Raw genomic sequence first — 20,472 nt, 5'->3', positions numbered from 1 at the left:
TCGCCTGCCAACCCCGCAAGCCATGCTCCTCGCGGCTATCGGCGTTTTTCCACACTCAACGGGGACATAGCCAAAAACAAAGCCCGAACTGTTGCCAGATGCCGGGCTCAAAAATCTGTGGGAGGAAATCTGCATTGCCATCCGAACCCGACCACCCAATGCGGGATCTGTATGAATCGCACCTGGCTGTGCGCAGCGGCAGATAGTTCACCGCTGCCGTTCCGCTACGAATCATCGTCAGCCTGGCAGATTAGCGCCGATGACATGCAACAGCGGCAGGAATACCATGGCGGCGGCTTTAAATGCCGATCGCACTCTATGCGCCGGACAAAGGCAACTTTGATCTACCGTAGAACCAAGAACCTTCGTGCAGTGCAAATTTTGCTCGGACACACCAAGTTGGAAAGCACGGTTCGCTACCTGGGTATAGAGGTAGAGGATGCTCTTGAGATTTCAGAGCAAACAGAACTGTAGCGAGAATTCCGGCAGCGGGGCCTGGCCTTCGACTGCCGGCTTCACGGCGCATAGGTGACGTTCATCACAACGGTGCGACTGGCTGTAATCGCTGCAAACCAGGCATTGACCACTGAAGCTTCAGGCGATGCAGGCCAACTGCCGCCGCAATATAAAAAAAGCGCCCTTGAATTAACCAGGGCGCTTCCTTTTTCTGGGGATGCTCAGGCCTTATGCAGCGCCAGCGAATGCTCTTGATTCAGCAGCGCCGCCTCGATGGCCGCGGCCGTGGCTTCGGGGCGTTCCATGGGGAACAGGTGGCCGCCGTCCAGCATCATGATGCGGCCGCGCGTGATGCGCTCGGTCATCTCCATGCCCACCTGGCGCATTTCCACCGAGGCGCGGCCACCGATAAAGCTCACCGGGCAGCGCACGGGATGGCGGCGCAGCTGACTGTTCAGATTGCTGGGCAGGGTGTTGTAGATGGCGGTCTCCACCTCGCGCGTGAAGTACAGGCTGCGCTTGCCGTGCTCGTCCACCAGCCCGTGCTCCACATAGTCCTGCAACACCTGGGGATCCCAGTGCGCGAATGCCTTTTTGTGGCGAAAGTGCTCCAGCGCCTCGGCATTGCTGGCCCAGGTGTGGCGCCGCCGCTGGCTGATCTTGCCGGGGGAGAGCGAGCCCACGATCTGCGTTTGCTTGGCCAGGCTCACGGCATTGGCCTTCCAGCCGCCCAGCAGCGGGGAGTCGAGCAGCAGCACGCCGCGCGCCAGGTCCGGGCGCTTGGAGGCCGCCATGAAGCTCAGCATGCCGCCCAGCGAATGGCCGACCAGATACACGGGCTGGCCCAGCCGCCGGACCTGCAGCTCGGCAAAGGCGATGAGCTCGTCGACCAGGTGCGGCCAATTGTTGGTGACCGGGCGCTGCGGGTCGTGCCCGAAACGCTCCACCCCGTCGGCGGCTATGCCGCGCCGCGCGAGCAGCTCAAACAGCAGGCGGTAGGTGGGGAGCGGAAAGCTGTTGGCGTGCGAGAACACCACGGGCAGCGGGTGGATGGGAGACACTGCGGCGCTGGCCTTGCTGTGGGGCATGGTCTGGATCTTGAAGGGGAGATGAACGCCCGGCGGGACGCCGGGAAACTCAGAACGAACGCGAGGGCAGCGAGGCGCTGGGCTGGCGCGACTGCCGCGCCTCTTCCTCCGCGGTCTGCATGCGCTGGTACTCGCGCGCCGCGTTCAGCCCGTCCTGCTGCGGAACAATGGGCTGGCGCAGCGCCGCGGGCGGCATGCGGCCCGCGCCCTGCTCGGGCGCGGAGGGCGACTGCGGCGGCGCGCCGACCTTGACGATGGGATGGGCCAGCGGGCTGTGCACGCGTATGGGGGTTGCCGTTTCGCCGCCGTCCCAGGCCGGGTCGTCGATGCTGTCGAACACATGGCGCAGGCGCTGGCCCCAGCTGTCGTGCAGCATGCGCAGATAGGGGTTGTTGGCGTCCAGGCAGACGATCTTGTCGGTGGCGAAGCGGTTGTTTTCGTAAACGATCAGGTCCAGCGGCAGGCCCACGGTGAGATTGGACTTGAGCGTGCTGTCCATGGACACCAGCGCGCATTTGGCGGCCTCGTCCAGCGGGGTCTCGGAGGTGATGACGCGGTCCAGCACGGGCTTGCCGTATTTGGATTCGCCGATCTGGAAGTAGGGCGTCTCGCCCGTGGCCTCGATGAAATTGCCGGCCGAATAGACCTGGAACAGGCGCATGCCTTCGCCCTGGATCTGCCCGCCGAAGATCATGGAGATGTTGAAATCCACGCCCGTGCGCTGCAGCGCCGCGGCCTCGCGGTCGTAGACATGGCGCACGGCCGCGCCCAGCACGCGTGCCGCGTCGAACATGCTGCGCACATTCCAGATGCTCAGCAGCTCGCCGCTGGAGCTGGGCAGCTGAAAGCTCTCCAGCACCTCGCGCACCGCCTGCGTGAGCGACAGATTGCCCGCCGACAGCAGCACCATGAAGCGCTCGCCCGGCTGTTCATAGACCATGGCCTTGCGAAACGAGCTGATCTGATCGAGGCCCGCATTGGTGCGCGAGTCGGACAGAAACACAAGGCCGGCGTTGAGCTTGAGGGCGACGCAGTAAGTCATGGGAGATAAAGACAATAATGAAAAACGTATGAATGCCAGGCGCAGCAAGCGCTTTATGCTTCTAAATAAATAGCTATAAACGCATGCTGCAACGCGATTCTAGAAGGGTTTGAATATTGCCGGTTGTGGCCCTGGAACCGCCGCAGGTACAGCGCCCGTACCGGGGCGCGGGAGCGGGCAGAGGAAGTCCCTGAGACGCTGCGTCTGGAGGCGTGAGAAGATGCCGCCCCTTGTTGGAACACTTGCTTACAGCAGGTTAGAGGAGGCTCCCCCGTGCACGCATTTCGCAATCTGTCCATACGGACCAAGCTCATGTCCAGCATGGTGAGCTGCCTGCTGCTGTTCGTGGCGATTTCCACGACGCTGGGCTTTGTGCTGACGGGGGCGAGCCTGCGCGAGCGTGTGGTGGGTCAGGAGCTGCCGGCCGTGGTGGGGGAGATCCGCAACGACATACTGCGCCAGATCGGTACGCCGCTGGCCATGGCCAGGTCGGTGGCCGGCAACAGCTTTGTGCTGGACTGGGAAGCCGCGGGCGAGCCCGAGGATGGCAATGCGGCCTGGGTGAAATATGCCCAGGCCGTCAAGCGGCAGGCCAGGGCTTCCTCGGTGTTCTGGGTGTCGGGCGCCACGGGCCAGTATTTCGGCGAGCAGGGGCCGGTGCGCAAGCTGGCGCCCAAGGGCGAGGGGGACAAGTGGTTCTACGAGTTGCTGGCCGGCGACAAGTCGCAGGTGCTGGAGATCGACAAGGACGTGAGCTCCAAGGTCTACATGCTGTTCATCAACGTCAAGTTCGATGCGGGCCAGGGCAGGCAGGGCATTGCGGGCCTGGGCCTGTCGGTGGATGAGCTGGCCCAGGCCGTGCGCGGCTACAAGGTGGGCGAATCCGGCTCGGTCTCCCTGGTGCGCGGCAACGGCAGCATTCTCGTGCACCGCGACCCGGCGCTGGTGGACGGCAAGCACTGGCTCAAGGACCGGCCCGGCTTCAGCACCGAGCTCAGCGCCGCGCTGCTGAACCGCGAGCGCTTTGCCCATGCCATGTACGAGGCGCCATCGGGCCGGCAGCTGATTGCCTCCTCCTATGTGCCCGAGCTGGACCTGTACGTGATTGCCGAGCTGCCCGAGGCCCAGGTGCTGGGCGGCGTGCGCCGCACCATTGCGCTGACCTCGGCCGTGGCCGGCCTGGTGGGCGGCGGCATAGGCCTGCTGGTGATCTGGCTGGTAAGCCGGGCCATTGCCGCACCCGTGGGCCGTGCGGCCCGCATGCTGGAAGAGATTGCCGACGGCCATGGCGACCTGAGCCGGCGCATGCCCGTGGAGAGCCAGGACGAGGTGGGAGCGCTGGCCTCGGCCTTCAACCGCTTTGTCTCGTCGCTGGAGCGCATGGTGGGGGCCGTACGCCAGGCCGCCGATTCGATTTCCGTGGCCAGCTCCGAGGTGGCCCAGGGCAATCAGGACCTGAGCCAGCGCACCGAGCAGGCGGCCAGCGCGCTGCAGCAGACGGCGGCATCGCTGTCGGTGCTGACGGACAGCGTGCAGGCCAATACCGAGGCCACGCGCAGCGCGGGCGATCTGGCGCAGTCGGCGCGCGGCGTGGCCGAGCGCGGCGGCTCGGCCTTCCAGCAGGTGGTGGAGACCATGGCGGGCATCAACCACGCCTCGCGCAAGATCGCCGACATCATCGGTGTGATCGACGGCATTGCCTTCCAGACCAATATCCTGGCGCTGAACGCCGCGGTGGAGGCCGCGCGCGCCGGCGAGCAGGGCCGGGGTTTTGCCGTGGTGGCGGCCGAGGTGCGCAGCCTGGCCCAGCGCTCGGCCGAAGCCGCCAAGGAAGTGCGCCAGCTCATCACCGATTCCGTGACCCAGGTGGGCAGCGGATCGCAGCAGGTGGAGCATGCGGGCGCCACCATGCAGGAGCTGCTGGACGCCGTGGCCAAGGTGACGCAGATCATCGAGGAGATCAGCGACGCCTCGCAGACCCAGGGACGCGGCATTGCCGAGATCAACCAGTCCGTGGCCGGGTTGGACGATGCCACGCAGCAGAACTCTGCCCTGGTCGAGCAGTCGGCCGCCGCCGCGACCAGCCTGCGCGAGCAGGCCGCGCGCCTGATGGGCGAGGTGTCGGCCTTCAAGCTGGGCGACAAGCCCCAGCGGCAGCAACAGTTGCTGGAGGCCTGAGGATCAGGCGAGGCTCAGCTTCTTGAGCTGGTACAGCGCCTCCAGCGCCTCGCGCGGGCTCAGGGCGTCGGGATTGATGTCGGCCAGAGTCTGGGCCAGCGCTTGCGCCCGTGGATCATGCAGGGCGTCTGCCTGAGTCATCTCGGGTGCGTCGAACAGATTGACCTGCAGGTCATCCTCGCCGGCCTTGGCCTCCAGGGCTTCGAGCGCGTGGCGCGCATGGTGCAGCACCGCAGCCGGCATGCCGGCCAGCTTGGCGACTTGGATCCCGTAGCTGCGGCTGGCGGGGCCGGCCTGGATTTCGTGCAGGAACACGATGTCGTGCCCGGCCTCGGCCGCACCCACATGCACGTTGACGGCGGCCTTGGCCTTGGCGGGCAGCTCGGTCAACTCGAAGTAGTGGGTGGCAAACAGCGTGAAGGCCTTGGTCTTGTCGTGCAGCTGGGTGGCGATGCCGCTGGCCAGGGCCAGGCCGTCGAAGGTGCTGGTGCCGCGGCCGATCTCGTCCATCAGCACCAGGGAGTGGGGCGTGGCCGCGTGCAGGATCTGCGCGGCCTCGGTCATCTCCATCATGAAGGTGGACTGGGCGTTGGCCAGATCGTCGGCCGCGCCGATGCGGGTGTGGATGGCGTCGATAGGGCCCAGGCGGCAGCTGGCCGCCGGCACATAGCTGCCCATGCTGGCCAGCAGAGCGATCAGGGCCACCTGGCGCATATAGGTCGATTTACCGCCCATATTGGGGCCGGTGATGATCTGCATGCGCGTGTTGAGGTTCATGCGCGTGTGGTTGGCGATGAAGCTGCCGCTCGAGGTCTCGGCCATGCGTGCCTCCACCACGGGGTGGCGGCCGGCTTCTATCTCTATGCAGGGCTGGCTCACGAACTCGGGCTCGGCCCAGTTTAGCGTCAGCGAGCGCTCGGCCAGCGTGCACAGCACGTCGATCGCCGCGATCGCCTGGGCCACGCGGGACAGCGCCGGCACATGGGGCTGGAGCTGGTCGAGCAGTTGCTCGTACAGCCATTTCTCGCGCTGCAGCGCGCGCTCCTGGGCCGACAGCGCTTTGTCCTCGAAGGCCTTGAGCTCGGGCGTGATGTAGCGCTCGGCATTCTTCAGTGTCTGGCGGCGGCGGAAGCGCTCGGGCACCGCGTCCTTGTAGCTGTTGGTGACCTCGATGTAGAAGCCGTGCACCTTGTTGAACTGCACGCGCAGGTTTGGAATGCCGGTGAGCAGCTTTTCCTTGGCCTCGAGCTCCAGCAGGAACTCGTCGCAGTTGTTCTGGATGGCGCGCAGCTCGTCGAGCTCGGCGTCAAAGCCCGTGGCGATCACGCCGCCGTCGCGCACCAGGGCCGCGGGCTCTTCCATGATGGCGCGCGCCAGCAGCTCGGCGCAGCCCTCGGGCGGCATCAGATCGCTGAAGATCTGCGTCAGATAGGCCGAAGGTGCCCGTCCGGACTGCGCCAGCAGCTTCGCTTTTTCCAGGGTCTTGGACAGACCGACCAGCTCGCGCGGGCGTACCTGGCGCAGCGCGGTGCGCGCGGTGATGCGCTCCACATCGCTGACGCCCTTGAGCTCGGCACGCAGGGCTTGCCAGGGGGCCATGCCGGCACCTGTGCCGCGCAGCACGCCAATGGCTTCGAGGCGCTGCATGGCGCTCTTGCGGTTGCGTTCGGGCTCCAGCATCCAGGTCTTGAGCAGCCGGCTGCCCATGCCCGTCATGCAGCTGTCGAGCAGCGAGAACAGCGTGGGCGCATCCTCGCCGCGCAAGGTCTTGACCAGCTCCAGATTGCGGCGCGTGGCCAGCGGCAGGGCGATCAGCGCGTCGTCGCGCTGCACCTGCAGGGCGTGGATATGCGTGAGGTTGCGGCCCTGGGTGTGCTCGGCGTAGGACAGCAGGGCGGCGCTGGCCGCATGGGCCAGCGGCAGACCTTCGGCCTCCCAGGCCTTGAGGCTGGCCGCGCCCAGCAGCTCCAGCAGCTTGCGCTCGCCCAGGCCCGAGTCGAACTGCCAGTCGGGGCGCGGCGACAGCGGGCAGGCGATGGCGCCGCTGTGCTTGATGGCGAACAGGTTCTGCTCGAAACGCTCGGTCACGCCGGCGCTGTAGATCACTTCGCTGGGCGCGATGCGCGCCAGCCAGGCGCCAAGCTCGTCGGCCGCGCATTCGGCCATGTGGATGCGGCCCTGGGTCACGGCCATCCAGGCCAGGCCCACGCGCTGGCGGCCCGCGGTGTGCAGCGCCACCAGGATCGCCTCACTCTTGTCGGAGAGCAGCTCGCTGTCGGTCAGCGTGCCCGGCGTGACCACGCGCACCACCTTGCGCTCCACGGGACCCTTGCCCACACCGATCTCGCCGACCTGCTCGCAGATGGCCACCGATTCGCCCATCTTGATCAATCGGCCCAGATAGTTTTCGAGGGCATGGAAGGGCACGCCGGCCATGGGAATCGGCTGGCCGGCGGTCTGGCCGCGCGTGGTCAACGTGATGTCGAGCAGGCGCGTGACCTTCTCGGCATCGCCGAAGAACAGCTCGTAGAAATCGCCCATGCGATAGAAAACGAGGGTGTCCGGGTAGTCTTTTTTGATCGACAGGTATTGCGCCATCATCGGCGTATGCCCTGTCAAATCATTCATATCGGGGTAGTTGGCCAGCGACGGGGTATCTGTGCTTTTCTGGGTCATCGCTTCAGCGGTTTGCAAAACATGGGGCGCCGCGCGGGTGTGGCACGGGCGCCAAATCAAGCATTATCCGTGAAGGTCAAAAGCGGGGCGCAGCCCTGCTTTTTGCCTATTTGGCCGCGGCCGTGCGCGCGCCGGGGCCGGCATCGGTGGCCGCCGCTTCGTCCGCATCGTGGATGGGACGGTAGCCGGGGCCGAAGGACACGTCGCCCAGCCGCCAGCCCGCGCGGCAGCTGAACGCGCCCCAGAAGCGCCGCAGGGTGTACCACTGCATGGTGACCAGGCCGCGCTCGTTGTCGGCATCGACCTCGGGGTCGCTCACGCCCGTGGGGCGCAGCTCCTCCTGGTGATAGAGGGCGGTGCCGAACAGCTGGTCCCACCAGGGCAGGACCTGGCCGAAGTTGCAGTTGTGGCGCTCGGGCCGCTCGGCGTCGCGCAGCATATGGTGGTTGCGGTGAAAGCGCGGGCCGACGAACAGCCGCTCGCCCATCTTGCCAAGCCAGCCCAGACGCAGGGCCACATTGGCATGGGAGAAGTTCTGCACCAGCTCGCTGAGTAGGCCCAGCAGCGCGAACTCCGAAGGCTCAACGCCCATGGCCAGACCCACGGTGGCGAGGATGAAGGACTGCAGCATGCCGTCCAGGTAGTTGCTGCGGTCGTTGCTCCAGCAGCTCATCTGGCGCTGGCTGTGGTGCATGCTGTGCATGGCCCACCACCAGGGGATTACATGCTGGGCGCGGTGCATCCAGTAATACGTGAGGTCGTAGACCACGTAGTACACGCCAAACAGCAGATAGGGATGCTGCTCGAACCAGGGGAACCAGGCCTTGAGGCCGCTGGCCTCCTCGGTGGACGGGCCGCCGCCCAGCAGATGGGCGAAGGGCATCAGCACCAGGAAGCTGAACAGCGGAAACAGGCCCAGCAGCATGAGCAGGGTGTAGTGGCGGTCCACCGTGGTGTGGCGGCGATCGGCCCAGCGCTCGGCGGGGATCAGGCTCTCGAGCGGGCGCATCACGCCGGCGATCAGGAACAGCTGCAGCAGCGCGATCAGCACCGCCTCGGCGATCTCGCGCGGGTTGCCCGCGGCCTGGGCAATATTCAGAGTGTTGACCACCGGGATCACCGCGTGGTTCGATATCCAGTCGATCGCCAGTGCCCAATGCTGGCTGAAAAATTCGGTCATGAACGCCAATCCTGCAAACCTGAGGGGGCCGCCGCAGCAGCCAAGGCTGCGGATTGTGGCCGGCGTTTTTGCGGATTCTGTGGAGATAAAAAAAGCCCGGCTCGCAGGGAGCCGGGCGTTTGCGCCGTCGTGGTGCGGCTGGCTTTTAGTCCTGGCTCTTGCCTTCGGCTGCAGCCTGCTCCGCGCCTTCTTCGGCGGCTTCCTCGAATTCGCCGGTCTTCACGGCCTGGCGCACGGCGGCCTTCTCGCCGGCGGTGGCGAACTTGCTGTACTTGCCGACCACGGGAATCAGCGCGCCATAGATGCGCGGGTTGGCGGCCAGGATTTCCTTTTGCTCGAGGAAGTCGGACTCGCCCGTGAAGTTGCCCACCAGGCCGCCGGCTTCGCTGACCAGCAGCGAGCCTGCCGCCACGTCCCAGATGGACAGGCCGGATTCAAAGAAGCCATCGGCAAAGCCGGCGGCCACATAGGCCAGGTCCAGGGCTGCGGAGCCGGGGCGGCGCACGCCGGCGGTGCGCTGCATGACTTCGCCCAGCATCAGCATGTACTGCTTGAAGTTGTCGCCGCGGCGGAAGGGGAAGCCCGTGGAGATCAGGCAGTCGCGCAGCTGGGTGCGCTTGGAGACGCGGATGCGGCGCTCGTTCAGATAGGCGCCGCGGCCCTTGGTGGCCGTGAACAGGTCGTTGCGGCTGGGGTCGTAGACCACGGCATGCTCGATCTTGCCCTTGTAGGCCAGGGCGATGCTCACGCAGTAGACGGGGAAGCCGTGGATGAAGTTGGTCGTGCCGTCCAGGGGATCGATGATCCACACATGGTCGGAGTTCTTGGCGCCATGCTCGTTGCCCGATTCCTCGGCGAGGATGGAGTGCTGGGGGTAGGCGTTGAGCAGCGTCTCGATGATGATGCGCTCGGCGGCCTGGTCCACCTCGGTCACAAAGTCGTTCACCTGCTTTTGCGCAACGCGCACCGATTCCACATCCAGTGCGGCACGGTTGATGAGGGCGCCAGCGGCGCGAGCAGCCTTGATGGCCACGTTGAGCATGGGGTGCAGGGAGTTCGACATAAATTGTGAGTGCGTTGGCGCTGCAGCCCGGAGCAAAACTGGGCTGAACTACGCGGGTAAGAACGTAAAAAGCCGCGACCGGCGATGCGGGGCGGCGACAATAGGCGCAATTCTACCCAGGCTGCGCTTTTTTTGCTTGCACGTCCCCTGTGCTTGGCGGGCTTTGTCTGGCCGGATTTTCCCGTATCCAAGCGCCGGCCGTATTTGCCGGCCCCTGTTTGATCAAGGCCACTGGCCTTCTGCCGTGATGAAAACCCGTTTCGTATTGATTGAAACCAGCCATGCGGGCAATGTGGGCGCTGCAGCGCGCGCGCTCAAGACCATGGGCTTCGACGACCTGGTGCTGGTGCGCCCGCGCTACAAGAACGTGCTGCGCAAGGAGGAAACCATACAGCGGGCCAGCGGCGCGCTCGACGTGCTGGCCAACGCCCGCGTGGTCGAGACGCTGGAGGAGGCGCTGGACGGCATCAGCCATATGTGTGCCACGGCCATGACGCCGCGCGACTTCGGCCCGCCCACGCGCACGCCGCGCGAGCATTTCGAGCTGCTCCTCAAAGGGGAGCTGGATGCGCGCTCTCCAGCCCAGATTGACGGTGATATGAGCGATAACCAGCCCACGGCGGGCGCGGCCTGCAACCAGAAGGGCGTGGCCTTTCTGTTCGGCTGCGAGCGCTTTGGCATGAGCAATGACGACGTCTACCGCTGCGACGTGGCGCTGTCGATCCCGTCCAATCCGCAGTTCGGCTCGCTCAACCTGGGCGCGGCCATCCAGGTCGTGGCCTATGAGTGGCGCCTGGCGCTGGGCGGCTTCCCCGTGGTGGAGCACACGCCCGAGGTGCACCGCGCCGACATGGCCCAGGTCCAGGGCATGCTAGGACACTGGGAGCAGGCGCTGACCCATGTCGGCTTCCTGGACCCGGCCGCGCCCAAGAAGCTGATGCCGCGCCTGAACCAGCTCTTCAACCGCGCGCAGCTGACCCAGGAAGAAATCCACATTCTTCGCGGTGTTGCCAAAGCCGTGCTGCAGAGCCAGCCGCCAACCCGCTAGACTGAGCGACTCTGTCAACTATTTTTTCACGGCTTTTTGATGCTTGATCGCCTGCGCTCCGACATCCAGTGCATTCTTGACCGCGATCCCGCGGCTCGCAGCACCTGGGAGGTCATCACCTGTTATCCAGGTCTGCACGCGATCTGGCTGCAGCGCCCGGCGCACTGGTGCTGGACGCATGGCTTCAAATGGCTGGGCCGCTTCATCTCCCATCTGGGGCGCTGGTTCACGGGCATAGAAATCCATCCGGGCGCCGTCATCGGCCGCCAGGTCTTCATCGACCACGGCATGGGCGTGGTGATCGGCGAGACTGCTGTGGTGGGCGATGGCTGTACCATCTACCACGGCGTCACGCTGGGCGGTACCTCGCTGTACAAGGGCGCCAAGCGCCATCCCACGCTGGGCAAGAACGTGGTGGTCAGCGCCGGGGCCAAGGTGCTGGGCGGCTTCGAGGTGGGCGACGGCGCCAAGATCGGCAGCAATGCCGTGGTCATCAAGCCCGTGCCCGCCGGCGCCACGGCCGTGGGCATTCCGGCGCGCATCATTCCCAGCAAGACCGGGCAGAGCGCCGACGTGACCGAGCATGAGGCCGCGCCCAAGCCCGAAGCGGCGGCCCAGACCGAACCTCAGGACGGCGGCAAGAGCGGGTTCACCGCTTACGGCGTGACCGCTGAGGTGGACCCCGTGGCCCTGGCTATGCGCTCCCTGTCGGAGGGCGCGGCCGGCCATGAAAAGCAGATCGCCCTGCTGTGGGCCGCGATCGAGAAGCTCTCCATCCAGGGCCAGGTCAAGGACTGCGTGCCCTGCGAGTCCGAGCGGCCCGAGGCCTTCCGCAAGGACAAGATCGACCAGATAATGGGTAAATAAGCTTCAGGCGCAGCTGCATCAAGCGCTTGCAGCTTGGATTTTGATAGCAAAAGCCAGCGTTGAGCTGGCTTTTTTTGGCGTTGACCCGGGTTCAAGCGGCATCGCCGGACCGGGTCAGCGTGCTACTTCCACAGCGCGCACTTGCTTTCTTCCTTGGTGGTGAAGACCTGATCGCCGGGCAGGGTCTTGAGCACCTTGAAATAGTCCCAGTCCTTCTTGGATTCACCCGGGCTCTTGACCTGCAGCAGATACATATCGTGGGCATAGCGGCCGTCGGGCCGCACCACGCCCTTGGCATAGAAGTCCGACAGCGGTGCGGACTTGAAGGCCGTCATGACCTTGTCGGGCTCGGTCGTGCCTATGCGTTCCACCAGCTTCAGGTACTGCATGGTGGCCGAGTAGTCCGCGGCCTGCAGCGAGGTGGGCATCTTCTTGAACTTGGCGAAGAAGCGGTCCGAGAACTTGCGGCTTTCGGCATTCAGGTCCCAGTGCCAGCTGTCGGTGAACATCAGCCCCTCGGTGGCCCTGAGGCCCAGGCTGTGGATGTCGGAGCTGAACAGCAGCAGGCCCGCGAGCTTCATGCTCTTGGTCAGGCCGAACTCACGTGCCGACTTGATGGCGTTGATGGTGTCGCCGCCCGCATTGGCCAGACCCAGGATCTGGGCCTTGGAGTTCTGGGCCTGCAGCAGGAAGGACGAGAAGTCGGCGGTGTTGAGCGGGTGGCGCACGCTGCCCTGCACCTTGCCGCCCGTAGCGTTGACGACCCTGGTGGTATCGGCCTCCAGCGCCTGGCCGAACGCGTAGTCGGCCGTCAGAAAGAACCAGCTCTTGCCGCCCAGCTCCACCACGGCCTTGCCCGTGCCCTTGGCCAGCGCCACGGTGTCATAGGCATAGTGCACGAAGTAGGGGCTGCACTGCTCGTTGGTCAGGGCTGAGGTGCCGGCACCGTTGACGATATAGACCTTCTTCTTCTCGTCGGCCACCTTGCCCATGGCCAGGCCGGCGCTGGAGGTGGTGCCGCCCAGCAGCATCTGCATGCCCAGGGTATCGAACCACTCGCGCGCCTTGCTGGCCGCGATATCGGCCTTGTTCTGGTGGTCGGCCGTCAGCACCTCGATGGGCTTGCCCAGCAGCTTGCCGCCAAAGTCATCCACGGCCATCTGCACGGCCAGTGCGCCGCCCTTGCCGTCCACATCGGCATACAGGCCCGACATATCGGTGATGAAGCCTATGCGTATCTTGTCCTGGGCCTGGGCGCCGGCGGCCGTCAGCAGGCAGGCCAGTGCGAACATGGGTGCTCGCGGCGAGAAACGGGATGGAAGGGAAGGGGCGGAAGGCTTCATCGCAAAACATCTCCTGCGGTCGGGGCTCGCTCGATATGAGGAGCAGCCAGCATGGTTGCAGCGCCAAGCCCCGGTGCCATCAGGGCAAGCACCTGCGTGATTCCCCTGTGACAGAGGTCTTTGGTACTTACCCCCTAAACTGCGGCGCAGCTATTTGTGAAGTGCCAGAGATGAACATAGAACAAGCATTGCAGCAGCGCCGTTCGGTACGCGCTTTTCTGCCCCAGGCCGTGGCCGGCGCCAAGGTGCGCGCGCTGCTGGAGGGCGCGGCCCAGGCCCCGTCGGGCGGCAATATGCAGCCCTGGCGCGTGACGGCCGTGGGCGGCCAGGCGCTCAAGGACCTGTGCGCCAAGGCCAGGCAGAGCGAGCCCGTGCAGCGCCCCGGCCTGTCCTATCCGCCAGGCCTGTGGGAGCCCTACCGCAGCCGCCGCTTTGAAAACGGCGAAGACCTGTACCGCGCCATCGGCATAGGCCGCGAGGACAAGGCCGCGCGCCTGGCGCAGCTGGCCAAGAACGGCCAGATGTTCGGCGCGCCCGTGGGCATCTTCGTGGCTGTGGAAGAGCGCATGGGTTACGCGCAGTGGGTGGATCTGGGCATCTATCTGCAGTCCTTCATGCTGCTGGCTGCCGAGCAGGGGCTGGCCACCTGCGCCCAGGGCTTCTGGCGCATGTACAACGAGCTGCTGGTCCAGCAGCTGGCGCTGCCGGCCGGCTACCAGATCGCTTTCGGCATCGCCCTGGGTTACGAGGACAGGAGCGCGCCCATCAACCAGTGGCGCTCCAGCCGTGCGAGCAGCGGCGAATGGCTGGCGCTGCAGGGCCTGGATTAGGCCAAACGCGGTCGTAACTGTTGCAACTTGTCCAACGGCATTGCCGGGCGGCAATTCCGGCCTATACTCGGCCCAGCTCCGGGGTGTGCGAAAGCGCTGAGATGCGGAAGGTGGTTGCAAGACCGCCGACTGGCGAACCCGACGAACTTGATCCGGTTCATACCGGCGGAAGAAGAGCGGGACCCTGAAGCAGGGCGCATGGAATGGCTGGCAAAGTGAATGCTTGAAAGCCGCACACCCATGTCGTCATGCCAACCCCAGGCGCCTCGCGCACTGGGGTTTTGTCTTTTCTAGGCTGACCTCGGGGCGTGTCGGCCATGGCCGGAATCGGCAGATTCCGGGTGGAAAGCCCAAGCACCGGCCTGCCGGCGCCAGAGGTTCTCCAAGGTCGGAAGTGGTTGATGGCAGCAATCCATCCTCCACCCCATCAGAGCAGGGCCGGCACTCCACGGAGCGTTTGATGTACTTCAACCGCTTTGAGGAGACTGCCATGAACGCCCCCGATTCCATCTTCACCCCGGCCGCTGGCGATGCCCCGGATGCCGCACGCTTTGCCGAACTGCTGGCCAAATCGCGCCAGCCCTTCCCGGCTTCCACCAAGAGCTATTTGAGCGGCGCCATCCACCCCGAGCTGCGCGTGCCGGTGCGCGATATCGCGCTGACCAACTGCGAGCAGGTCAGCGTCTACGACACCTCCGGCCCCTATACCGACCCCGCCGTGGCCATCGATGTGCGCCAGGGCCTGCCCAGCGTGCGCGGCAGCTGGATCGAGGCGCGCGGTGACAGCGAGTACTACCCCGGCCGCCTGCGCGTGGCGCTGGACGACGGCGGCAAGCGCGGCGAGGAAGATGCGCGCGTGGCCCAGCTGCGCGCCGAGGCGGCCGCGCTGCAGCGCCAGCCGCGCCGCGCCAAGAGCGGCGGCAACGTGACCCAGATGCACTACGCCAAGCGCGGCATCATCACGCCCGAGATGGAATATGTGGCGCTGCGCGAGAACGGCCGCCGCGAATGGATGGCCGAATACCAGCAGGACGCCGCGCGCGAGGCACGCCTGGCCGGCAACAGCCTGGGCGCGGCCATCCCCAAGATCATCACGCCCGAGTTCGTGCGCGACGAAGTGGCGCGCGGCCGCGCCATCATCCCGGCCAATATCAACCACCCCGAGATCGAGCCCATGGCCATCGGGCGCAACTTCAAGGTCAAGATCAACGCCAACATCGGCAACTCGGCCGTGACCTCGAGCATCGAGGAGGAAGTCGAGAAGTTGGTCTGGGCGATCCGCTGGGGCGCCGACAATGTGATGGATCTGTCGACGGGCAAGAACATCCACACCACGCGCGACTGGATCATCCGCAACTCGCCCGTGCCCATCGGCACCGTGCCCATCTACCAGGCGCTGGAGAAGGTCGGCGGCATCGCCGAGGACCTGACCTGGCCCATCTTCCGCGATACGCTGATCGAGCAGGCCGAGCAGGGCGTGGATTACTTCACCATCCACGCCGGCGTGCGCCTGGCCTATATCCACCTCACGGCGCAGCGCCGCACCGGCATCGTCTCGCGCGGCGGCTCCATCATGGCCAAGTGGTGCATGGCCCACCACCGCGAGAGCTTCCTCTACGAGCACTTCGAAGACATCTGCGACATCATGAAGCAGTACGACGTGAGCTTCTCGCTGGGCGACGGCCTGCGCCCCGGCTGCGCATCGGATGCCAACGACGAAGCCCAGTTCGCCGAACTGAAGACCCTGGGCGAGCTGACCCAGATCGCCTGGAAGCACGATGTGCAGACCATGATCGAAGGCCCGGGCCACGTGCCCATGCACATGATCCAGGCCAATATGACCGAGCAGCTCAAGCACTGCCACGAGGCGCCGTTCTACACCCTGGGCCCGCTGACCATCGACATCGCCCCGGGCTACGACCACATTGCCAGCGCCATCGGCGCGGCCATGATCGGCTGGTTCGGCACCGCCATGCTGTGCTATGTGACGCCCAAGGAACACCTGGGCCTGCCCGACCGCGACGACGTCAAGCAGGGCATCATCGCCTACAAGATCGCGGCCCACGCCGCCGACGTGGCCAAGGGCCACCCGGGCGCCCGTTCGCGCGACGATGCGCTCTCCCAAGCGCGCTTCGACTTCCGCTGGGAGGACCAGTTCAATCTGGGCCTGGACCCCGACACGGCGCGCGAGTTCCACGACGAGACCCTGCCCAAGGACAGCGCCAAGGTGGCGCACTTCTGCTCCATGTGCGGGCCCAAGTTCTGCTCGATGAAGATCACCCAGGAAGTGCGCGACTTCGCCAAGTCCCAGGGCGTGGCGGCGGAGCAGGGTATTGCCGTGGGCATGCAGGCCAAGGCCCAGGAGTTCAACAAGGCGGGTGGCGATTTCTACATCCCCATCGCCTCGGACACCACGGCACGTTGATCTGAGATGGGATAGGGCTGTAGCGCTTGGCCATCAAGCGCGGGCAGCTATCAAATGAAAAGCGCAGACCCTGTCTGCGCTTTTTTTTAGGGGCGGGGCGGGGGCTGGCTGAGCTGCCGTGGCCCCCAAGGTCAGATCAGGTATTCGGGGCGGCCGGCCGCAACCCATGCCTGGTAACGGGCGTCAATCCTGGGTGCAATCCGGTGGAACTGCTCCCAGTCGTCGGTCACGCCATACATGGTTTGTTCGTCGACTCCGAACTCCTCGAAATAGTCGTCGACAAACCTGCTGTCGTGGTCCTCGCCCCGGTAATAGGCCACGGTAAAGGCATTGCCTTCGTCGTTCAAGTCCTGGTTCGTGAACTTCTCGTCGAGTACACGCAGCAGAAACCGGGCACCGGTCAGCTGCTCGCCCTTCAGCAGCTCGATTTCCTCCTCGGCTTCCTCGATCAGCTCCTGGCTGGCGTAGTCGTTGCGGATCAGCCAGGCCAGAAACATGCCGATATGCGTGGCGCCCGCAGCCTCCGGTAGGTCGGCCGGAAAATCCCCGCCGTAATGCCAGGACGCGTCGTCGTATTTCATCATCTCTCCTTGTGTATGGGCGCAGGGCAGTCCCCGGCAACCGGGTCATGACCTTTCGAGTGGGCCGGATCTTATCGGCTGAGGCTGGATGCGCAGGTCTTCTCGAAGCTGTCGGGAGCGGCATTCTTCTCGATGAGATTCATATGGAAGACATGCTTGCTGTCTTTGGACCATGCGCCGTGGATATGACGCCATGAGGGCGGGTCCGCACGCGGCAGCTTGCGTTCCAGGAAATAGATGGCCTCGTCGTCGCCGGAAAATTCGGCGTTCAGAATCCGCCAGCGTGATGGGTTGGCGCCGCGCAGAGGTTTTCCGTCGCAATAGATGTGTTCGCCGTCGCTGGCATAGAGATCGTTGCTCGGAATCACCTGCAGATGGCGGCCGCGGGTACAGTTTTTCATTCTTCTGCCGCAATACCACGCGGCCTGGGCATCGGCGCCATAGCCGCCACCCAGCTCGCGAAAGGTCAGAGGGTCGCTGTCCGCAAGCGGCCTGAGCGAGGTTTCGTATTCGAAATAGACGCTGCTCCGGTCCAGCCAATACATGCCGACCTGGCGAAAGCTGTTCCTGTCGATTCTCGGCAGCCGGCTCCAGGCGTGGAAGACGCTGCAGGCATCTCTGGCAATGAATTGCTGGTGCTCGACAACCTCGAAGCTCGCCGCATCGGCCGCAGCCAGCTTGCGCCCCTGATGCCAGACCCTGGCATCCCGCAGGGCCCAGAGCTCTCTGCCGTAGGCGCCAATCACTTTCTGCGCGGGGAAATCGGCCAGTTTCTTCCAGCTCATGGTTTCGGTCCGTGCTGATCCGTGCCCGGGATGCTCATGCATGGAGAGAGCCCGCGACCCTGTGGATGCGGGTCAGCAGGCGCCGCCGGATCAAGCCGCTGACCGGGCGGATCAACCACCAATAGGGGGTGAAGCTGCGCAGGGCGCGGCCATCGGTGCAATGCACCCGGGTTTGCGTCACCAGCTTGGTCCGGCCTTCGGGCGTCGTTTCCGTGCTGAAGTTGAGCACCAGCTTGGCCAGGTTGGCCCCGGTATAGCGGGCAAACTGCGCCTCCGGTTCCTGCAGCCGGACCAGGCCGTAGTCGCGCTGCCAGAAGCGTCCCACCAGACCGAAGGCCAGCTCGCGATCCGCGTCGCGGCCCAGAGGCATGAAGTCGTCGAGGCCGAAAGCCGGACGCTGGCTCAGGCCGCTTCTTGCGCCCAGTCTGCCAAGCAGTCTATCGGGCAGCTCGCGCAACCGGATAAAGCCCTTGGCCCATGGGTCTTCAGTGGTGCCGGGGAGCATGACCGCATCCAGCAATATTTTCGGCGACAGGTCCGAGATGAGGGTGTGACGCTCCTGGAACTGGAACGCGGGAAGGTATTGATCGATCAGCTGCATCTTGGGTCGGGCGAATTTATGGAGTCCGGCGCATGGGGCGCGCCGCCGCAGGCACTCAAGTCTCTTCCTGGCACAGGAACGCATATTGTTCGGCGACGGGCACCGGGCGGCGCGAACTGGTTTGGGTGGAGCCCTGTGCGGTGAAGAGGAAGGGATAGAAGCTGAAGCACGAGTCTCCATGCAGGGCCGCAAGCTCGGCTTCCCAGCCTTGCCAGCGCAGATCGCGGTAGAAATCGCGCAGCTGTGCGGAAAAAGCCCATTGCATGAATGCCGTATGCCCCATTCCCAGGGGCTCCCAGGCCAGGGTATCCGGTGCGAGATAGTGGATGGCGCCCGGATCGTCGCCGAGCGCGCCGCCATCGATGGCAAAGAATCCGCCCACGGCATCGTCCGCCACCAGCAGAAAACCGTCGGAGCGCCCGCGATTCCATCCGGCCAGATGGCGCGTGAGCCTGGGATGCCCCGAACCCAGCATGCGAAGCCACCCGCCGTCGACCAGGATGCCGCCGGTCCCATGGGCCATGGCCCCCAGCGGGGAGCGGGTCGTGACCTGAAGCTCCAGTAGCACCGAGTCTCGCTCGGCCGAAGGGGGAAGCAGCTCGACGGGAAGTTTGGCATTCTGGACCCAGGCCTCTATCAACGGCAAAGCCGGCTCGCGATGGTCCAGCAGTTCCTCCAGTGCGCGCATCCCTCTCTCCCTTCAGAGCCATAGACAATGTCAGCATTCTGGCATCTTGGCGACTGTCTGCCATGGAGCGATGGCGATGCAAGGCCGGTGCGGCTAAAGCAGGAACCTGGGCGGGCCGGCATGGCGCATGCAAAAAGGGCTTTGCCCGTCGAGGCAAAGCCCTTTTCCTGTCCAAAACAGCGACCCGGCTTAACGCCAGTACTGGCACTTGCTCTCGGCCTTGGTGGTCCAGATCTGCTCGGCAGGCAGTTTCTTGAGAATCTTGTAGTAATCCCAGGTGCCCTTGGACTCGGCCGGCGACTTCACCTGCATCAGGTACATATCGTGCACATAGCGGCCGTCCTCGCGGATATGGCCGCTGCCGAAGAAGTCGTCCATCTTCATGCCTTTCCAGGCGGCCATGACCTTGTCGGCATCCAGCGTGCCGGCTTTTTCCACGGCCTTGAGGTAGTTCATGGTGGCCGAGTAGTCGGCCGCATGGATTTCGCTGGGGCGGCGCTGGGTCTTGGCCATGAAGGCGTCGGCGAACTTGCGCGAGGCGTCGTTCATGTCCCAGTACCAGGGCGCGGTGAACTGCATGCCTTCGGTGGTCTTCAGGCCCAGGCTGTGGATGTCGGTGAAGAAGACCAGCAGGCCGGCCAGCTTCATGTTCTTGGTCACGCCGAATTCGCGCGCGGCCTTGATGGAGTTGATGGTGTCGCCGCCCGCATTGGCCAGGCCCAGGATCTGGGCCTTGGAGTTCTGGGCCTGGAGCATGAAGCTGGAGAAGTCGCTGGCGTTGAGCGGGGTCTTGACCGAGCCCAGCACCTTGCCGCCGCGCGCTTCGATGACCTTGCTGGTATCGGCCTCCAGCGCATGGCCGAAGGCGTAGTCGGCCGTCACGAAGAACCAGCTCTTGCCGCCGTTGTCCACCACGGCGCTGCCCGTGCCCTTGGCCAGGGCCACGGTGTCGAAGGCGTAGTGCACGGTATAGGGGCTGCACTGCTCGTTGGTCAGGGCCGAGGAGCCCGCGCCGTTGTCGACGAAGACGCGCTTTTTCTCCTGCGCCACCTTGGCCATGGACAGCGCCGTGGCCGAGTTGGTGCCGCCGAACACCAGGCTGATGCCTTGCGTATCTATCCATTCGCGCGCCTTGCTGGCCGCGATATCGGCCTTGTTCTGGTGGTCGGCCGTCAGCAGTTCTATGGGCTTGCCCAGGATCTTGCCGCCGAAGTCGTCGATGGCCATCTGTATGGCCACGGCGCCATTCTTGCCTTCCACGTCCGCGTAGAGGCTGGACATGTCGGTGATGAAACCGATCTTGACTTTTTCCTGCGCCTGAGCGGGCGCCGCAAAGGCCGCGGCCAGCGCCAGAGCCAGCAGGGAAGCGGAAGGAACGGACTTGGACAAGCGATGCATGAAGTCTCCTGAAAGTGACGGGAGGATGGAGTAAGAATGCATGGCGCCGACGGCTGGTGGCCGCCGACGCTGCATTGCACCAATCATGCTAGGACCGGCCGCGCGGGCCTGCATTGGGGCAAGCACTTGCGGGAAATCCCACGCCAGCCCTCAGATTTCATAGCTGGTTGCGCTAGGCATCCCTGCAATTCATATTGCTGTGCCATTGGGTTCAAGTGCTGGC

The 20,472-nt window shown here is 65.0% G+C and carries 17 protein-coding genes and 1 riboswitch; of the genes, 6 read left to right on the top strand and 11 right to left on the bottom strand.

Annotated features, from left to right (window positions below; translation table 11 throughout):
• Window positions 1-474, top strand: a 474-nt coding sequence (locus tag AB6724_RS17460; protein WP_369339798.1) for a tyrosine-type recombinase/integrase, incomplete at its 5' end; no start/stop codon positions are given.
• A 203-nt stretch (window positions 475-677) separates the two neighbouring features.
• Here the strand turns inward: AB6724_RS17460 and AB6724_RS17455 are convergent.
• Both AB6724_RS17455 and AB6724_RS17450 read right to left on the bottom strand, forming a co-directional pair.
• Window positions 678-1,544 carry an alpha/beta hydrolase gene (locus tag AB6724_RS17455; RefSeq protein WP_369339797.1) on the bottom strand — a complete coding sequence of 289 codons (867 nt, stop codon included), beginning with the start codon at window positions 1,542-1,544 and terminating at the stop codon, window positions 678-680.
• A gap of 49 nt (window positions 1,545-1,593) precedes the next feature.
• Window positions 1,594-2,586 (bottom strand): proteasome-type protease, encoded by a 993-nt coding sequence (locus AB6724_RS17450; protein WP_369339796.1) that lies wholly within the window; start codon window positions 2,584-2,586, stop codon window positions 1,594-1,596.
• Between the two features lie 273 nt (window positions 2,587-2,859).
• On the opposite strand from AB6724_RS17450, the gene AB6724_RS17445 reads away from it, so the two are divergent.
• Complete coding sequence (locus tag AB6724_RS17445; RefSeq protein WP_369339795.1) at window positions 2,860-4,764, top strand: methyl-accepting chemotaxis protein; 1,905 nt, start codon at window positions 2,860-2,862, stop codon at window positions 4,762-4,764.
• A 3-nt stretch (window positions 4,765-4,767) separates the two neighbouring features.
• Here the strand turns inward: AB6724_RS17445 and mutS are convergent, their stop codons facing one another.
• The 3 genes from mutS to AB6724_RS17430 all read right to left on the bottom strand — a co-directional run bounded on the left by mutS (window position 4,768) and on the right by AB6724_RS17430 (window position 9,683).
• Window positions 4,768-7,392, bottom strand: coding sequence for a DNA mismatch repair protein MutS (gene mutS, locus AB6724_RS17440; RefSeq protein WP_439329887.1), 2,625 nt, complete (start codon window positions 7,390-7,392; stop codon window positions 4,768-4,770).
• Between the two features lie 154 nt (window positions 7,393-7,546).
• On the bottom strand, window positions 7,547-8,620 hold the full coding sequence (locus AB6724_RS17435) for a sterol desaturase family protein (protein WP_369339794.1): 1,074 nt from the start codon (window positions 8,618-8,620) through the stop codon (window positions 7,547-7,549).
• 145 nt (window positions 8,621-8,765) lie between these two features.
• Window positions 8,766-9,683, bottom strand: coding sequence for an inositol monophosphatase family protein (locus AB6724_RS17430; protein WP_369339793.1), 918 nt, complete (start codon window positions 9,681-9,683; stop codon window positions 8,766-8,768).
• 247 nt (window positions 9,684-9,930) lie between these two features.
• Between AB6724_RS17430 and AB6724_RS17425 the strand changes: the two genes are divergently transcribed.
• Both AB6724_RS17425 and cysE read left to right on the top strand, forming a co-directional pair.
• Window positions 9,931-10,731 (top strand): RNA methyltransferase, encoded by an 801-nt coding sequence (locus AB6724_RS17425; protein WP_369339792.1) that lies wholly within the window; start codon window positions 9,931-9,933, stop codon window positions 10,729-10,731.
• A 39-nt stretch (window positions 10,732-10,770) separates the two neighbouring features.
• A complete protein-coding gene (gene cysE / locus AB6724_RS17420; RefSeq protein ID WP_369339791.1) occupies window positions 10,771-11,598 on the top strand; it encodes a serine O-acetyltransferase in 828 nt (275 codons plus the stop codon).
• A gap of 122 nt (window positions 11,599-11,720) precedes the next feature.
• Here the strand turns inward: cysE and AB6724_RS17415 are convergent, their stop codons facing one another.
• Window positions 11,721-12,890 (bottom strand): ABC transporter substrate-binding protein, encoded by a 1,170-nt coding sequence (locus AB6724_RS17415; RefSeq protein ID WP_369339790.1) that lies wholly within the window; start codon window positions 12,888-12,890, stop codon window positions 11,721-11,723.
• Between the two features lie 221 nt (window positions 12,891-13,111).
• Between AB6724_RS17415 and AB6724_RS17410 the strand changes: the two genes are divergently transcribed.
• A complete protein-coding gene (locus AB6724_RS17410; RefSeq protein WP_369339789.1) occupies window positions 13,112-13,771 on the top strand; it encodes a nitroreductase in 660 nt (219 codons plus the stop codon).
• 69 nt (window positions 13,772-13,840) lie between these two features.
• Window positions 13,841-13,962: riboswitch (TPP riboswitch) on the top strand.
• Between the two features lie 299 nt (window positions 13,963-14,261).
• Window positions 14,262-16,196, top strand: a complete 1,935-nt coding sequence (gene thiC, locus AB6724_RS17405; protein WP_369339788.1) for a phosphomethylpyrimidine synthase ThiC — start codon at window positions 14,262-14,264, stop codon at window positions 16,194-16,196.
• A 131-nt stretch (window positions 16,197-16,327) separates the two neighbouring features.
• Here thiC and AB6724_RS17400 read toward each other — a convergent pair whose 3' ends face one another.
• The 5 genes from AB6724_RS17400 to AB6724_RS17380 form a co-directional block, all read right to left on the bottom strand.
• On the bottom strand, window positions 16,328-16,777 hold the full coding sequence (locus AB6724_RS17400) for a DUF7832 domain-containing protein (protein ID WP_369339787.1): 450 nt from the start codon (window positions 16,775-16,777) through the stop codon (window positions 16,328-16,330).
• A gap of 71 nt (window positions 16,778-16,848) precedes the next feature.
• On the bottom strand, window positions 16,849-17,562 hold the full coding sequence (locus AB6724_RS17395) for a DKNYY domain-containing protein (protein ID WP_369339786.1): 714 nt from the start codon (window positions 17,560-17,562) through the stop codon (window positions 16,849-16,851).
• A gap of 34 nt (window positions 17,563-17,596) precedes the next feature.
• On the bottom strand, window positions 17,597-18,163 hold the full coding sequence (locus AB6724_RS17390; RefSeq protein WP_369339785.1) for a hypothetical protein: 567 nt from the start codon (window positions 18,161-18,163) through the stop codon (window positions 17,597-17,599).
• A gap of 55 nt (window positions 18,164-18,218) precedes the next feature.
• Window positions 18,219-18,851, bottom strand: coding sequence for a DUF2625 domain-containing protein (locus tag AB6724_RS17385; RefSeq protein ID WP_369339784.1), 633 nt, complete (start codon window positions 18,849-18,851; stop codon window positions 18,219-18,221).
• Window positions 18,852-19,040: 189 nt separating this feature from the next.
• Window positions 19,041-20,249, bottom strand: a complete 1,209-nt coding sequence (locus AB6724_RS17380) for an ABC transporter substrate-binding protein (protein WP_369339783.1) — start codon at window positions 20,247-20,249, stop codon at window positions 19,041-19,043.
• Window positions 20,250-20,472 lie beyond the last annotated feature (223 nt).

Origin of the sequence: Comamonas guangdongensis (assembly GCF_041079535.1) — a bacterium.
GTDB lineage: Bacteria > Pseudomonadota > Gammaproteobacteria > Burkholderiales > Burkholderiaceae_C > Comamonas > Comamonas guangdongensis.
The sequence above is the reverse complement of the archived record's forward strand: the minus strand, read 5'-3'. Positions and strand labels throughout refer to the sequence as shown.

What these genes read in the sequence shown, in the direction of transcription:
- cysE (WP_369339791.1), top strand. Translation starts at nt 10,771, where the DNA reads ATGCTTGATCGCCTGCGCTCCGACATCCAGTGCATTCTTGACCGCGAT.
- AB6724_RS17400 (WP_369339787.1), bottom strand. Translation starts at nt 16,777, where the DNA reads ATGAAATACGACGACGCGTCCTGGCATTACGGCGGGGATTTTCCGGCC.
- AB6724_RS17395 (WP_369339786.1), bottom strand. Translation starts at nt 17,562, where the DNA reads ATGAGCTGGAAGAAACTGGCCGATTTCCCCGCGCAGAAAGTGATTGGC.
- thiC (WP_369339788.1), top strand. Translation starts at nt 14,262, where the DNA reads ATGAACGCCCCCGATTCCATCTTCACCCCGGCCGCTGGCGATGCCCCG.
- AB6724_RS17415 (WP_369339790.1), bottom strand. Translation starts at nt 12,890, where the DNA reads ATGTTCGCACTGGCCTGCCTGCTGACGGCCGCCGGCGCCCAGGCCCAG.
- AB6724_RS17435 (WP_369339794.1), bottom strand. Translation starts at nt 8,620, where the DNA reads ATGACCGAATTTTTCAGCCAGCATTGGGCACTGGCGATCGACTGGATA.
- AB6724_RS17425 (WP_369339792.1), top strand. Translation starts at nt 9,931, where the DNA reads ATGAAAACCCGTTTCGTATTGATTGAAACCAGCCATGCGGGCAATGTG.
- AB6724_RS17385 (WP_369339784.1), bottom strand. Translation starts at nt 18,851, where the DNA reads ATGCGCGCACTGGAGGAACTGCTGGACCATCGCGAGCCGGCTTTGCCG.
- AB6724_RS17410 (WP_369339789.1), top strand. Translation starts at nt 13,112, where the DNA reads ATGAACATAGAACAAGCATTGCAGCAGCGCCGTTCGGTACGCGCTTTT.
- AB6724_RS17430 (WP_369339793.1), bottom strand. Translation starts at nt 9,683, where the DNA reads ATGTCGAACTCCCTGCACCCCATGCTCAACGTGGCCATCAAGGCTGCT.
- mutS (WP_439329887.1), bottom strand. Translation starts at nt 7,392, where the DNA reads ATGAATGATTTGACAGGGCATACGCCGATGATGGCGCAATACCTGTCG.
- AB6724_RS17380 (WP_369339783.1), bottom strand. Translation starts at nt 20,249, where the DNA reads ATGCATCGCTTGTCCAAGTCCGTTCCTTCCGCTTCCCTGCTGGCTCTG.
- AB6724_RS17390 (WP_369339785.1), bottom strand. Translation starts at nt 18,163, where the DNA reads ATGCAGCTGATCGATCAATACCTTCCCGCGTTCCAGTTCCAGGAGCGT.
- AB6724_RS17450 (WP_369339796.1), bottom strand. Translation starts at nt 2,586, where the DNA reads ATGACTTACTGCGTCGCCCTCAAGCTCAACGCCGGCCTTGTGTTTCTG.
- AB6724_RS17455 (WP_369339797.1), bottom strand. Translation starts at nt 1,544, where the DNA reads ATGCCCCACAGCAAGGCCAGCGCCGCAGTGTCTCCCATCCACCCGCTG.